The organism is Aquamicrobium sp. NLF2-7, assembly GCF_022359935.1.
Lineage (GTDB): Bacteria > Pseudomonadota > Alphaproteobacteria > Rhizobiales > Rhizobiaceae > Mesorhizobium > Mesorhizobium lusatiense.
The window spans coordinates 1,938,015-1,951,146 of sequence record NZ_JAKSED010000001.1 but is presented as its reverse complement, the minus strand read 5'-3'; the positions used below and the strand labels follow the sequence as shown (position 1 = coordinate 1,951,146).

The window sequence follows — 13,132 nt, the reverse complement described above, 5'->3', positions numbered from 1 at the left end:
ATCTGAAAAATGGTCGAACTCACGCTCCCCAAGAACTCGCAGATCCGGCAGGGCAAGACCTGGCCGAAACCGGAAGGCGCCACCAATCTGCGCGAGTACCGGATCTACCGCTGGTCGCCCGACGACGACGAGAATCCGCGCATCGACACCTATTTCGTCGACATGGACGATTGCGGGCCGATGGTTCTCGACGGCCTGTTGTGGATCAAGAACAAGATCGATCCGACGCTGACGCTGCGCCGCTCCTGCCGCGAAGGCATCTGCGGTTCATGCGCCATGAACATCGACGGCGCCAACACGCTGGCCTGCACCAAGGGCTCTGAGGAGATCAAGGGGCCGATCAAGGTCTATCCGCTGCCGCACATGCAGGTGGTGAAGGATCTGGTTCCCGACCTCAACAATTTCTATGCCCAGCACGCATCGATCGAGCCGTGGCTGCAGACCGTTTCGCCCGAACCGGCCAAGGAATGGCTGCAGAGCCACGAGGACCGCGAGAAGCTGGACGGCCTCTACGAGTGCATCCTGTGCGCCTGCTGCTCGACCTCGTGCCCGAGCTACTGGTGGAACGGCGACCGCTATCTCGGCCCGGCCGTGCTGTTGCAGGCCTATCGCTGGCTGATCGATTCCCGAGACGAAGCCAAGGGCGAGCGCCTCGACAATCTGGAAGATCCCTTCCGGCTTTATCGCTGCCACACCATCATGAACTGCGCGCAGACCTGCCCCAAGGGCCTCAACCCGGCCAAGGCGATCGCGGAGATCAAGAAGATGATGGTGGAGCGCCGCGTCTGACGGCAGCATTCCTCAAAGCCGGCGCGAAAAGTTTGCGCACCGGTTTCGATGGGTTATAGCAAGGCCGCTGCCGGAACCCCGGCGGCGGCTTTTTTGTCTGGATCGGAGAGTTCAAAGCGATGGATAGCGAAGGATTGCCGCAGCTGAGCGCCCTTGAGGCCCGCATTCTGGGCTGTCTCATCGAGAAGAAGGAACTGACGCCGGACGTCTATCCGCTCACATCGAATGCGCTTCTGGCGGCGGCGAACCAGAAGACTGCGCGCGATCCGGTCATGGCGCTGACCCAGCCGGACGTCCTGCGCGGCCTCAAGATGCTGGAGCAGAAGGGTTTCGTGCGCCAGATCTTCGCGTCGCGGGTGGAGCGCTACGAACATCTGATGGCGCAGAAATTCTCGCTGACCGTGCCGCAGACGGCGCTGCTCGGCCTGCTCATGCTGCGCGGCCCGCAAACGGTGCACGAGCTTCTGGCGCGCGCCGAGCGCCTTGCACGCTTCGCCTCCGCCGACGATCTGCGCACCGAACTCGACATGCTGGTCGGCAAGCGTCCGCCGCTGGTGCAGGAAATCGGCCGTGGTCCCGGTCAGCGTGAGGATCGCTATGTGCATCTTCTGTGCGGGCCGGTCGATGTCGCAGCCCTTTCCGCGGCATCGGGCCCGGTGGTGGTAGCGGGGGATGCAGAGCTCGAAGCGCGCATTGCAGCGCTTGAGGAGCAGGTACGCCAGCTCACCGAACGGCTGGACGCGTTGGGCGCCTGAGAGTGCTTCATGAAAAAAGCCCCGGATTTCCGGGGCTTTTTGTTCATGCCGGGTGGTGCCGGAAGGGCGGTTCAGGCGAGTTTCGCGTCGAGCGATACCTTGATCGCACCGAGCGCTTTTGAAACGGGACAGCCGCTCTTTGCCTTTTCGGCCAGTTCCCGGAACTTCGCCTCGTCGATGCCCGGCACCTTGCCGGTCAACTTCAGCGCGCTTTCGGTGATCTCGAATCCGCCACCTGCCGCCGGGCCGTAGGTGACGACGGCTTCAGCCTTCAATTCCTCGGCAGGAGTGCCGTTCTCGGCCAGAAAATGCGAAAGCTGCATGGCGAAGCAGCCGGCATGGGCGGCCGCGATCAGTTCTTCGGGGTTGGTGCCCGACTTGCCGGCTTCATCCTGAAACCGGCCCTTGAAGGAATAGGGCTGCCCTGAGAAAGCTCCGCTCTGGGTGTCGAGCGTGCCGGCTCCGTCGGTGAGCGTGCCTTTCCAGACGGCGGTGGCGTGACGGTTCATGATCTTCTCCTTCTGCCAGATCGGCAGGCGGCGCCTGCCTGATGAAGGAGATAGTGCGCGCGGCCGGCTTTGTAAGGCAAGGCTGCGTGAAGCACGTCGCGTCCGGATGCAGCCAGATGCCGTTGCTTCAGGCCTTCGCCTTACGTCGTTTTCCGGATCCGAACCGCCTTCGGGGGGATGCTTTTACTGGCAGACATCCACCCATTCGGCGCCGGTCAGTTCGGCCAGACGTTCGGTTTCCATGCGCACGGCGGCGTTGGTGGCGCCGGCGGCCGGCACCACCTCGGCGAATGCGCGCAGCGAGATATCGCAGTAGATCGGCAGCGGGGCCGGCAGGCCGAACGGGCATACGCCACCGACCGGGTGGCTGGTGAGTTCAACCACTTCCTCGGCGCCTGCCATGCGCGCCTTGCCGCTGAACCTGTCCTTGAACTTTCGGTTGTCGATACGGGCGAGGCCGCCGGTGACGATCAGCATGGGCGGCTGGTCTGCGGCCCTGAGGCAGATGGTCTTGGCAATCTGCGAAGGTTCGACGCCATGCGCCGCCGCGGCAAGCGCAACCGTTGCCGAGCTTTCCTCGGTGACGATGATTTCAACGTCGGGCGCATGTTCGCTGAACCAGGCACGGACGGACTCAAGGCTCATGGGCCACCTCCTCAAATGATTGCGATGATGGGAAAGGCTTCAGATAGGCTCGCCCCGGAGCAGTTTTGGCGTGTGGGGGGAAAGACCTGCGGCCTGACGGATGAAGAAGTCCTTCAGCCGGGGCAGGCGCTCGACCAGCCCGAGACCGAAGTCGCGGGCGAAACGCAGGGGGGTGCTGTCATTGGAGAACAGCCGCGTCAGAACGTCCGTGGTCACGCCCATCTGCACCGTGTCGAACCGGCGCCATTGCTGATAGCGCTCCAGCACGTCGAGTGCGCCGATGTCCTGACCCAGGCGGTCGGCCTCGACGATCACTTCCGCAAGTGCTGCCACATCCCTGAAGCCGAGATTGAGGCCCTGTCCGGCAATGGGGTGGATGCCGTGCGCGGCATCGCCGGCCAGCGCCACGCGCGGGGCGACGAAACTGCGCGAGAGAGTGAGCCCGAGCGGCCATGCGCGCGGCTTGTTCTCGACGCGGATTTCACCGAGTTCCAGTCCGAAGCGGCGCTCCAGTTCCGCCTCGAAGATCATTTCGTCGCCATTGACGAGCCGCTCGGCTTCTTCCGTCCGTTCAGCCCAGACCAGCGATGAACGGTTGCCTTTCAGGGGCAGAATGGCGAATGGGCCGGAAGGAAGGAAATGCTCAACGGCGCGGCCATTATGCGGGCGTTCATGGGCCACCGTGCAGACGATGCCGGACTGGCCGTAATCCCAGTGCACCGTCTTGATGCCGGCCAGGTCGCGCAGCCTCGAGCGCACGCCGTCGGCGGCGACCAGCAGCCGGGAGCGCAGCGAAGCGCCATCCGCCAGTTGAACGGTGATGCCGCCGCCATCGGTTTCGAACCCCTGCACGCCCACGCCCTGAATGATGTCGATGCCAAGTTCGGCTGACCGCGTGCGCAATGCGCCGTTGAGGTCGCGGTTGGCGATCATGTGGGCAAAGGGTTCGCCCTCACCCACCTCGCCATCGAAGGTGAGGAACACCGGCCGCACCGGATCGGCCGTGCGTGAATCGGTGATGATCATTTCGGTAATCGCCTGCGCTTGCGGTGCGACGCGGTGCCAGACATCGAGTTGCTCCAGCATCCGACGGGCGGCAGCGGCGATTGCGGAGGCGCGGTTGTCCTTCTGCCAGGCGTCGGCAGGGGCGGCATCGACCACGGCAACCCTGAGATTCGGGCGGGCATGCTTCATGGCGATGGCGCTGGCCAGCCCCACATATCCGGCGCCTGCGATCAGAATGTCGAGCTTGTCGGCACCGGCCGGCTTTTCCGCTGTTTTCGTCGCTTTGCTCTTGACCGTCATCGTCCAACCTTCTTCACCGGCTGCCTGAGGATATATAGCAGCCTTGACGCCATGCCCATCCTGTCGGACATCACAGAACACGATAAGGCAGGGGACCACTCATGATCACCGCGATGGACGAGCTTCTTTCCATTCTCGACCTCGAAAGGCTGGAGCACAATCTGTTCCGTGGTCGCAGCCCCGAAAGCGACTGGCAGCGCGTGTTCGGCGGCCAGACCATCGCGCAGGCGCTGGTGGCGGCGCAACGCACCGTGGGCGGGGATCGCCATGTGCATTCCCTTCACGGCTATTTCATGCGTCCCGGCGATACCAAGCTGCCGATCGTCTATGAGGTCGACCGCATCCGCGATGGCGGTTCCTTCACCACGCGCCGTGTGGTGGCGATCCAGCATGGCCATGCCATTTTTTCTCTGGAAGCCTCCTTCCAGCAGGATGAGGAGGGGCTGGAGCATCAGGTGGCGATGCCGCTCGACGTTCCCGAACCCGATTCGCTGATGACGCAACAGGAGCTGATCGGCCATTTCGGCGACAGCGTGCCGGAGGGAATAAGCCGCTACTGGGAGCGGCCGCGTCCGGTGGAAATGAAGCCGGTCATGCTCAAGCACTATACGAGCCGCGAAAAGCTGGAGCCGAAGCAGAACATCTGGATCCGCACCACCGGCCCGGTTCCGGCCGATCGTGCACTGCAATGCGCGGTGCTGGCCTATCTTTCCGACATGACCCTGCTCGATACCTCCACCTTCGCGCATGGGCGGGCCGTGTTCGACCGCGACATCCAGGCTGCAAGCCTCGATCATGCCATGTGGTTCCATCGCCAGAACCCGCTGGACGACTGGATCCTCTACACGCAGGACAGCCCTTCGACCCAAGGGGCGCGGGGTTTCACCCGGGGCGCGCTGTTTGCACGTGACGGAACGCTGATCGCCTCCGTCGCACAGGAGGGGCTTATCCGCCTGCGCAAGAAGCCTTAATTTTGTGCATCTTGATATTTCTGCCTAAAAATTAATCGCATCGATTGCCGGCGGGCGCATGGCCAGCCTCGGAAGGAAAATTTTATCGCTTTGAAATCAGCGTGTTGAGCGCGTGCCAGGGCAACTGGCACGGCGCTTGATTGTCACTTTGTGCTGCCGGTCCGCGTCGGGTCGGTGAGACAGCGTGCGGGATGCCGCACCAGCAGAGGGTGAAAGCTGATGAAAATCGTGATGGCTGTCATCAAGCCGTTCAAGCTCGACGAAGTGCGCGAGGCGTTGATGGCGCTCGGCATCGAAGGTCTGACCGTTACCGAGGTCAAGGGCTACGGGCGTCAGAAGGGGCACACTGAAATCTACCGCGGCGCCGAATACGCCGTGAGCTTCCTGCCGAAAATAAGGATCGACGTCGCGGTCGCCGGCGACCTTGCCGACAAGGCCGTCGAGGCCATCCGCACCGCCGCCCGCACAGGCCAGATCGGAGACGGCAAGATCTTCGTCTTCGGCATCGATCAGGCCGTGCGCATCCGTACCGGCGAAACCGACACCGACGCCCTGTGATCAGGCGCGCCCGATTTATCATGGAGAGATCAATGAATTTTTCTTCCACCCTGACAAGAGCGGGGCTGCTTGGCCCGGCGGCTCTGGCGCTGTTCGGCCCGCTCGCCGCCTCGGCGCAGGAAGCCGCCCCGGAAGCGGCGGAAGCCGCGACGGAAGCGGTTGCGGCAGCCGCGATCAATTCCGGCGATACAGCCTGGATGCTGGTTTCGACCATTCTCGTGCTGTTCATGATCCTGCCGGGTCTGGCCCTGTTTTATGGCGGCCTCGTGCGGTCCCGGAATGTGCTGTCGGTGCTGATGCAGTGCACCATGATCACCGCCGCCGTCATCGTTGTGTGGGTGCTGTGGGGCTATTCCTTCGCTTTCGGCGGCAGCGACAGCCCCTTCTTCGGCGGCTTCGGCAAGCTTTTCCTCGCCGGGGTGACGCCGGACTCCGTCTCGGGCACCATTCCCGAACTCGTCTTCATCTGTTTCCAGATGACCTTCGCCTGCATCACGCCGGCGCTGATCGTGGGTGGTTTCGCCGAGCGCGTGAAGTTTGGCGCCGTCATCCTGTTCGTCGTTCTGTGGGTCAGCCTCGTCTACTTCCCCGTCGCCCACATGGCGTGGGATGAGAACGGCCTGTTCTTCGGCTGGGGCACCATGGACTTCGCCGGCGGCACGGTGGTTCACATAAATGCCGGCATCGCGGCGCTGGTCGGTGCGATCGTGATCGGCAAGCGTGCGGGCTACGGCAAGGAAAACATGGCGCCGCACAATCTGCCGCTGACGCTGGTGGGTGCGGCCATCCTGTGGGTGGGCTGGTTCGGCTTCAATGCGGGTTCAGCGCTTTCGGCCGGTGGATCCGCGGCTCTTGCCATGATCAACACCTTCACGGCCACCGCCGGTGCAGTCATTGCCTGGTCGCTGGTGGAAAAGGCGGCGCGGGGCAAGGCCTCGATGCTGGGCGGCGCGTCCGGTGTGATCGCTGGCCTCGTCGCGGTGACGCCTGCGGCCGGCTTCGTTGGCCCGGTCGGCGCCATCGTTCTCGGCGCCATCGCCAGCGTGGTGGCCTATTACTTCGTTGCGGTCGTCAAGATCCGGCTTGGCTATGATGATTCCCTCGACGTGTTCGGCATCCACGGCGTCGCCGGCATTGTCGGCGCCATCGGCACGGGCATCTTCGCTTCGGCCTCTCTGGGCGGTGTCGGCTACGGCGAAGGCGTGACCATGGGTGCGCAGCTGTGGACGCAGTTCCTCGCCGTCCTCATCACCATCGTCTGGTGCGGTGTCGTTTCAGCCATTCTCTACAAGCTTGTCGATGCGCTTGTCGGGTTGCGGCCCAAGGCTGAAGAAGAAGCGCAGGGACTGGACATCACCTCCCATGGCGAGGTCGCCTATCATCCTTGATCGACCCATCGATATCCATCGCCACCAGAGGGGAAAAATACACGCAAAAAGAGTATAAACAGAATTTGCGATGTATCTGGTTGTAATGCTTCGGGGCCGGTTCTGCCGGCCCTCTTTTTTTGATTCCTGTCCGATTCGAGGCTTCGAGAACCGAAACATCGGGTCCGGCGGCCCCCAATCGTTAATGAAACCTTTCCGGCGCGCGCAAAATCGTGGCGTTTGTGCAACACACCTCTCGGATAGCAGCTGCTGAAGTTGCAGCGCGTTGCGTTCCTTGTTGAACGGAGCCGCCCGATGGGTAATGTCGGTTTCGAAGGAGAGGCGCGGTGCGCGTCTTTTTCGACCGTGGGGATGGGGCAGGGAACGCTGTCCTTCGGCAAAGAATAGCCCAGACCCGTTTTTGAACTTTTGACTGGAGGTCAGAAAATGAACATCAAGAGCCTTCTTCTCGGCTCCGCTGCGGCTCTCGTCGCAGTCTCCGGTGCGCGCGCCGCCGACGCTATCGTCGTGGCCGAGCCGGAACCCGCTGAATACGTCCGCATCTGCGACGTCTACGGCGCTGGCTACTTCTACATTCCGGGCACCGAAACCTGCCTGCGCGTGGGCGGTTATCTGCGCTACGACATCGGCGTGGGTGATCTGAATGGTCATACCGACGTTCTCGACCGCAAGGACGACATGCGCGGCAATTTCGACACGAACGACACCTACTACAAGCGTATGCGCGCTCAGCTGCAGCTGGATGCCCGCTCGGAGACCGAGTACGGCACCCTGCGCGGCTACATGGCAATCGACTTCAACCGCTTTGATGACCACCGAGGCGGCAGCGGTGCTAGCATTGATCATGCCCTTATCCAGCTCGGTGGCCTGACCATCGGCTACTCCGACTCGCTGTTCGAGTCGCTGACCGACTCGGCTGGTACGGTGATCAATGACGGCTACGTCAATTACACCCCCGGTAAGTCGCACCAGATCTCCTACACCTTCGATGGCGGCAACGGTTTCTCCGCTACCATCGGTGTTGAAGAAGGTACGGGTGAGTTCGTGCTCGACTCCTACGTTCCGCATGTCGTGGCTGGCGCTTCGTACACGCAGGGCTGGGGCAAGATCGCCGGTGTCATCGCTTATGACTCCGTCTACGAGAAGGTCGCTGGTAAGCTTCGCGTTGATGTCAATGTCAACGACGCTCTGACCCTCTGGGTGATGGGTGGTTATCAGGACTGGGATTGGCAGACTGCAGCCTACGTCAACGGTGGCGGCATCTCCGGTATCGACCACAATGGCGGCAGCTACTACGGCGTCTGGGGCGGCGACTGGGCTGTCTGGGGCGGCGGTCAGTACCGCTTCAATGAAAAGACCGCTCTTGACGTTCAGCTTTCCTATGACGATCTCGAGACCTTTGGCGCTGTTGTCGGCCTCCGTCACGAGCTCGTTCATGGCTTCGTAATCCGTCCGGAAGTCTCCTACGCTTCTTGGAAGAACTACGACGCCGTCGGCAACAAGATTGGCGGCAAGGATGATGGTTGGGGTGGTTTCCTCCGCTTCCAGCGTTCGTTCTAAGATCGGTTCTACCGTCTGAACAGAAGAACCCGGCAGGCAACTGCCGGGTTTTTTCTTTTGAAGTCTTGTCCGGCTCAAAACATTTCGCAGATGCCGTGGAGTGTAGCTTCCGGACAGCCGGCGGTTGAAAAGCGCTCACCTCCCGCATGGTTAATGCGGTTTTAACCATCCCTTCGCTAGTTTGAGCCTCAGAGTCCGTCCGGCGTTCGCGCCGGCTCACCAAGACCGACGAGGACCAGATTGATGCGTTCAGGGGCGACAGCACGGCTTGCGCTGGAAGAACCGGCCTATGGAGGCCTGCAGGCATTCGCGCGACGGCAGGTCGGGCGGATAACCGGCTTCGCGCTGTTCGCTTTCGTGGGCTTCGGCGTGGCAAGTCTGGCCACCTGGAACGTCTCCGACCCAAGTTTCAGCCATGCCACCGATAACATCGTCACCAACGCCATGGGCTATGCCGGCGCGGTGTTCTCGGATCTCGCCATGCAGTTCTTCGGTCTGGCTGCCGTCGCCAGCCTCGTGCCGGCGGTGATCTGGGGCTTCATTCTGTTTTCAGCGCGCGGGATCGGGCGTCTGCCGCGGCGCGCGCTTGGCTGGCTGGGCTTTTCGCTGCTGGCCGCCGCGATGGCCGCCTGCATCACGCCGCCGCCTACCTGGCCACTGCCGACAGGGCTCGGGGGTGTGTCGGGCGACATGGTGCTGCGAATCCCCGGCATGTTCATCGGCGATTATCCGACCGGACTGGTGGCTGCGGTCATTGCCGGCGTGCTGGCGGCGCCCTGCCTGTGGCTGTTTGCCTATGGTTCGGGCCTGATCCGGCGCGGCAATGGCGTCGCCATCACAGACGCAGATGAATATGACGACGCAGACGATGCGGATTCCGTCCTCTATGAGGATGGCGAGGACGACGATGAGGGGCGTGGTAGCCTGCTGCTGGGTATGCTGGGCCACTGGTGGATGTCGGCACGGGGCTGGATGCACAGGCATGTGCCGTCCCGTCGGGCGGCTGATGATGGTTATCCCGAAATGCCGGCCCAGTCGCGCCGCAGCGCATGGCGGCAGGCGGCTGAGCGCGTCGAATCGGCGGAAATGGAAGAAGCCCGCATGTATCGCGGCGGCAGCGCTCGCGTCGAACCCGAGCTATTTGCGGAAATGGTCAGGCAGCCCTCACCGCCGCTCGATCCGCATGACCGCGACGTCTTCGACGATGGGGACGAAGGCGATCTCTGGTTCGACGATCAGCACGGCCATGCGCCGCAAGGTCATGTCCAGAATTTCCGGTCTCCCGAAGGCGGAGCGCGCGTGGCATCGCCCGCGCCGCGCCCGGCGCCCGGTGCCCGGGTGCAGCGCGAGGCGCAGACTTCGCTCATTCATCCGGGCATGAGCGGCGCGCACAGCTTTGAGATGCCGTCGCTGCACTTCCTGTCCAACCCGCCCAATGTGGTGCGCGATTCCAGCCTCTCGGCGGATGCGCTGGAGCAGAACGCCCGCCTGCTGGAAGGGGTTCTGGAGGATTTCGGCGTCAAGGGCGAGATCATTCAGGTGCGCCCCGGTCCGGTGGTCACCCTCTATGAGCTGGAGCCTGCGCCCGGCATCAAGTCGAGCCGCGTCATCGGTCTTGCCGACGACATCGCCCGCTCCATGAGCGCGATCGCCGCGCGCGTCGCCGTGGTTCCCGGCCGCAACGCCATCGGCATCGAGCTTCCCAATGCAAGGCGCGAAACCGTTTATCTGCGCGAGATTCTGGCCAGCCGGGATTTCGAGACCAGCAAGGCCAAGCTCGCTCTGGCGCTAGGCAAGACCATCAATGGCGAGGCGGTGATCGTCGACATCGCCAAGATGCCGCACGTTCTGGTGGCCGGCACCACCGGTTCGGGCAAGTCGGTGGCCATCAACACCATGATCCTGTCGCTGCTTTATCGGATGACTCCGGAGCAGTGCCGCCTGATCATGATCGATCCGAAGATGCTGGAACTGTCGGTTTATGATGGCATTCCGCATCTGCTGACGCCGGTGGTTACCGATCCGAAGAAGGCCGTTGTGGCACTGAAGTGGACGGTGCGGGAAATGGAAGACCGCTACCGCAAGATGTCCAAGGTGGGCGTGCGCAACATCGACGGCTTCAATGCGCGGGTGGCGGCGGCCGACAAGAAAGGCGAACAGATCACCCGCACCGTGCAGACCGGTTTCGACCGCCAGACCGGCGAGGCGATCTACGAAACCGAACACCTCGATCTTGAGCCGATGCCCTACATCGTCGTCATCATCGACGAAATGGCTGACCTCATGATGGTGGCCGGCAAGGACATCGAAGGCGCGGTGCAGCGGCTGGCGCAGATGGCGCGTGCGGCCGGCATCCACGTCATCATGGCCACGCAGCGGCCGTCGGTGGACGTCATCACCGGTACGATCAAGGCCAATTTCCCGACCCGCATTTCCTTCCAGGTCACCTCGAAGATCGACAGCCGCACCATTCTGGGCGAGCAGGGCGCCGAGCAGCTTCTGGGCATGGGCGACATGCTCTATATGGCCGGCGGCGGTCGCATCCAGCGCGTTCACGGCCCCTTCGTTTCCGATGACGAGGTCGAGAAGGTGGTCGCGCATCTCAAATTGCAGGGCGTACCGCAATATCTCGATGCCATCACTGAGGATGACGAGGAGGATGGCGACGAGCCCGCCGGCAAGGGCGGTTCCGGTGGCAATTTCGAGGATTCGGACGATCCCTACGATCAGGCGGTTGCCGTGGTGCTGCGCGACGGCAAGGCCTCGACCTCCTACATCCAGCGCCGTCTTGGCATCGGCTACAACCGGGCGGCCTCGATCATCGAGCGCATGGAGCAGGAAGGCATCGTCGGGCCTGCCAACCACGCCGGCAAGCGCGAAATCCTCGTGCCGACGGAAGAGGACAAGTTCTGACCAGAGCAATTCCGGACGCAAAACGGCTACGCACTTTTGCTGGAATTGCTCTGGCCTCATGGAACTTCCTGCGGCGGTCAAACTTAAGCCCAACTGAAAGCTCAAAAGCATTCCGAAGGGCAGACGAGACGAGAGCGACACGAATGACGAACCAGATTTTTGCCACGGCCGCCGAAACCGGTTTCTCCCGCCGCCGCCTGATTCGCCTCGGATTGGGCCTCGGACTGGCCTGCGTGGGCGCGGCGGCGCTCAATATCACTCCCGGCTTCACGCCAGAGGCTGCAGCGCAGACGGTTCCTGCCGCCGCGCAGCGCATTGCCGATCATTTTTCCTCAGTCAGGTCGATGACCGGCGAGTTCGTGCAGTTCGGCCCCAAGGGTGAGCAGACCGGGGGCAAGTTCTTTCTGGAACGCCCCGGAAAAATCCGTTTCAACTATGACGGGTCCTCCAAATTCCGCGTGATTGCCGATGGAAAATCGGTGGTCATTCTCAACCAGAAGCTCCAGACCTCCGATCTTTATCCCCTGTCGAAGACGCCGTTGAAGCTGCTGCTCGATGAGCGCATCGACCTGTCGGGCGACAAGGTTCGCAGCGTGAAGCAGGAAGACGATCTCACCACCATCCAGCTCGCCGACAAGTCGGTGTTCGGCAACGCCATGATCACCATGATGTTCGACCCGAAAACCTTCGAGCTGCGCCAGTGGACGATCACCGACGCACAGGGCAAGGACACGACAGTGATGATCTTCAACGTGCAGGAAGGCGTGCGTTTCGCTGCCGACACCTTCACCATCGATTATCGCGCCAATCGCGTGCTCAACAGCAAGGGGCCGTAAGGTCTCACGGCATCTGTGGAAATCCCGCCGGGGCGCGTCGGAAGGCGTGCCCCGACTTGTTTTTCGCATCCGTCGCTGACATGTTCCGCGCCATGTCTTTCAAGCTCGCCACCTGGAACATCAACTCCGTTCGTCTGCGCATGCCGCTGGTGGAGCACTTCCTCCAGCAATACCAGCCGGATGTCCTGTGTTTGCAGGAAACCAAGTGTCCGGACGACCTGTTTCCGTTCAAGCCTTTGCGCAAACTGGGTTACGAGCACATCGCCATCCACGGCCAGAAGGGCTATCACGGCGTCGCAACCATCTCGCGCCGACCGCTGGAGATCGTCGAGAAACGGCGTTTCTGCGAGATCGACGACAGCCGCCATCTGTCGGTGACGCTGGATGCGGGATCGCGGAAAATCCTCCTGCATAATTTCTATGTGCCGGCCGGCGGCGACGAGCCGGACCCCGAGATCAACCCGAAATTCCGCCACAAGCTGAGTTTCGTCGAGGAAATGCGCGCGATTCGCGCCGAGCATGACGAGGTGTCCGGCTCGATTCTGGTCGGCGACCTCAACATCGCGCCGCTGGAACATGATGTGTGGTCACACAAGCAGCTGCTCAAGGTGGTCAGCCATACGCCGGTCGAGACGACGAATTTCGACGCGATGCGCGAGGCTGGCGAATGGGTGGACCTGATGCGCCACAACATTCCCCATGAGCAGAAGATCTATACGTGGTGGAGCTACCGGGCGCGCGACTGGGACATCTCGGATCGCGGGCGGCGTCTGGACCATGTGTGGTCCTCGCCCAATCTGGTGCCGCACTTTGCCGGGTATGAGATCCTGCGCGAGGCACGCGGATGGGAGCGCCCGTCGGACCACGTGCCGGTGATCGCCAGCTTCGATCTGTGAAGCGTAC

Annotated in this window: 12 protein-coding genes; 9 read left to right on the top strand and 3 right to left on the bottom strand. The window is 62.4% G+C overall.

The annotated features are described in order from the left end of the window. Positions 1-9 precede the first annotated feature (9 nt). Together MIC97_RS09685 and MIC97_RS09680 are read left to right on the top strand one after the other, a co-directional pair. Entirely contained in the window at positions 10-789 is a 780-nt protein-coding gene (locus MIC97_RS09685; protein WP_183825058.1) for a succinate dehydrogenase iron-sulfur subunit, read from the top strand. 119 nt (positions 790-908) lie between these two features. Next, positions 909-1,544: a DUF480 domain-containing protein gene (locus MIC97_RS09680; RefSeq protein ID WP_239799845.1), complete on the top strand. Its 636-nt coding sequence runs from the start codon at positions 909-911 to the stop codon at positions 1,542-1,544. A 71-nt stretch (positions 1,545-1,615) separates the two neighbouring features. Here MIC97_RS09680 and MIC97_RS09675 read toward each other — a convergent pair whose 3' ends face one another. The 3 genes from MIC97_RS09675 to MIC97_RS09665 form a co-directional block, all read right to left on the bottom strand. Beyond that, on the bottom strand, positions 1,616-2,053 hold the full coding sequence (locus tag MIC97_RS09675; RefSeq protein ID WP_239799844.1) for an OsmC family protein: 438 nt from the start codon (positions 2,051-2,053) through the stop codon (positions 1,616-1,618). Between the two features lie 183 nt (positions 2,054-2,236). Further along, a complete protein-coding gene (locus tag MIC97_RS09670) occupies positions 2,237-2,698 on the bottom strand; it encodes a YbaK/EbsC family protein (RefSeq protein ID WP_239799843.1) in 462 nt (153 codons plus the stop codon). A gap of 39 nt (positions 2,699-2,737) precedes the next feature. Beyond that, on the bottom strand, positions 2,738-4,003 hold the full coding sequence (locus MIC97_RS09665) for a ubiquinone biosynthesis hydroxylase (RefSeq protein ID WP_239799842.1): 1,266 nt from the start codon (positions 4,001-4,003) through the stop codon (positions 2,738-2,740). 101 nt (positions 4,004-4,104) lie between these two features. Here MIC97_RS09665 and MIC97_RS09660 point away from each other — a divergent pair, with 101 nt between their 5' ends. From MIC97_RS09660 to MIC97_RS09630, 7 genes are all read left to right on the top strand, one after another. Beyond that, the gene (locus tag MIC97_RS09660; protein WP_183825043.1) at positions 4,105-4,974 is read left to right on the top strand and encodes an acyl-CoA thioesterase II; all 870 of its coding nucleotides are present in this window, start codon (positions 4,105-4,107) and stop codon (positions 4,972-4,974) included. Between the two features lie 219 nt (positions 4,975-5,193). Next, positions 5,194-5,532: a P-II family nitrogen regulator gene (locus tag MIC97_RS09655; protein ID WP_183825039.1), complete on the top strand. Its 339-nt coding sequence runs from the start codon at positions 5,194-5,196 to the stop codon at positions 5,530-5,532. Between the two features lie 32 nt (positions 5,533-5,564). Next, on the top strand, positions 5,565-6,920 hold the full coding sequence (locus MIC97_RS09650; protein WP_239799841.1) for an ammonium transporter: 1,356 nt from the start codon (positions 5,565-5,567) through the stop codon (positions 6,918-6,920). 426 nt (positions 6,921-7,346) lie between these two features. Beyond that, on the top strand, positions 7,347-8,480 hold the full coding sequence (locus MIC97_RS09645) for a porin (protein WP_239799840.1): 1,134 nt from the start codon (positions 7,347-7,349) through the stop codon (positions 8,478-8,480). A 243-nt stretch (positions 8,481-8,723) separates the two neighbouring features. Continuing rightward, the gene (locus tag MIC97_RS09640) at positions 8,724-11,393 is read left to right on the top strand and encodes a DNA translocase FtsK (RefSeq protein WP_239799839.1); all 2,670 of its coding nucleotides are present in this window, start codon (positions 8,724-8,726) and stop codon (positions 11,391-11,393) included. 143 nt (positions 11,394-11,536) lie between these two features. Beyond that, complete coding sequence (locus tag MIC97_RS09635; RefSeq protein WP_239799838.1) at positions 11,537-12,229, top strand: outer membrane lipoprotein carrier protein LolA; 693 nt, start codon at positions 11,537-11,539, stop codon at positions 12,227-12,229. Positions 12,230-12,321: 92 nt separating this feature from the next. Next, positions 12,322-13,125 (top strand): exodeoxyribonuclease III, encoded by an 804-nt coding sequence (locus tag MIC97_RS09630; protein ID WP_239801083.1) that lies wholly within the window; start codon positions 12,322-12,324, stop codon positions 13,123-13,125. Positions 13,126-13,132: the final 7 nt, after the last annotated feature.

What these genes read in the sequence shown, in the direction of transcription:
- MIC97_RS09665 (WP_239799842.1), bottom strand. Translation starts at nt 4,003, where the DNA reads ATGACGGTCAAGAGCAAAGCGACGAAAACAGCGGAAAAGCCGGCCGGT.
- MIC97_RS09670 (WP_239799843.1), bottom strand. Translation starts at nt 2,698, where the DNA reads ATGAGCCTTGAGTCCGTCCGTGCCTGGTTCAGCGAACATGCGCCCGAC.
- MIC97_RS09635 (WP_239799838.1), top strand. Translation starts at nt 11,537, where the DNA reads ATGACGAACCAGATTTTTGCCACGGCCGCCGAAACCGGTTTCTCCCGC.
- MIC97_RS09685 (WP_183825058.1), top strand. Translation starts at nt 10, where the DNA reads ATGGTCGAACTCACGCTCCCCAAGAACTCGCAGATCCGGCAGGGCAAG.
- MIC97_RS09655 (WP_183825039.1), top strand. Translation starts at nt 5,194, where the DNA reads ATGAAAATCGTGATGGCTGTCATCAAGCCGTTCAAGCTCGACGAAGTG.
- MIC97_RS09645 (WP_239799840.1), top strand. Translation starts at nt 7,347, where the DNA reads ATGAACATCAAGAGCCTTCTTCTCGGCTCCGCTGCGGCTCTCGTCGCA.
- MIC97_RS09675 (WP_239799844.1), bottom strand. Translation starts at nt 2,053, where the DNA reads ATGAACCGTCACGCCACCGCCGTCTGGAAAGGCACGCTCACCGACGGA.
- MIC97_RS09660 (WP_183825043.1), top strand. Translation starts at nt 4,105, where the DNA reads ATGATCACCGCGATGGACGAGCTTCTTTCCATTCTCGACCTCGAAAGG.
- MIC97_RS09680 (WP_239799845.1), top strand. Translation starts at nt 909, where the DNA reads ATGGATAGCGAAGGATTGCCGCAGCTGAGCGCCCTTGAGGCCCGCATT.
- MIC97_RS09640 (WP_239799839.1), top strand. Translation starts at nt 8,724, where the DNA reads ATGCGTTCAGGGGCGACAGCACGGCTTGCGCTGGAAGAACCGGCCTAT.
- MIC97_RS09630 (WP_239801083.1), top strand. Translation starts at nt 12,322, where the DNA reads ATGTCTTTCAAGCTCGCCACCTGGAACATCAACTCCGTTCGTCTGCGC.
- MIC97_RS09650 (WP_239799841.1), top strand. Translation starts at nt 5,565, where the DNA reads ATGAATTTTTCTTCCACCCTGACAAGAGCGGGGCTGCTTGGCCCGGCG.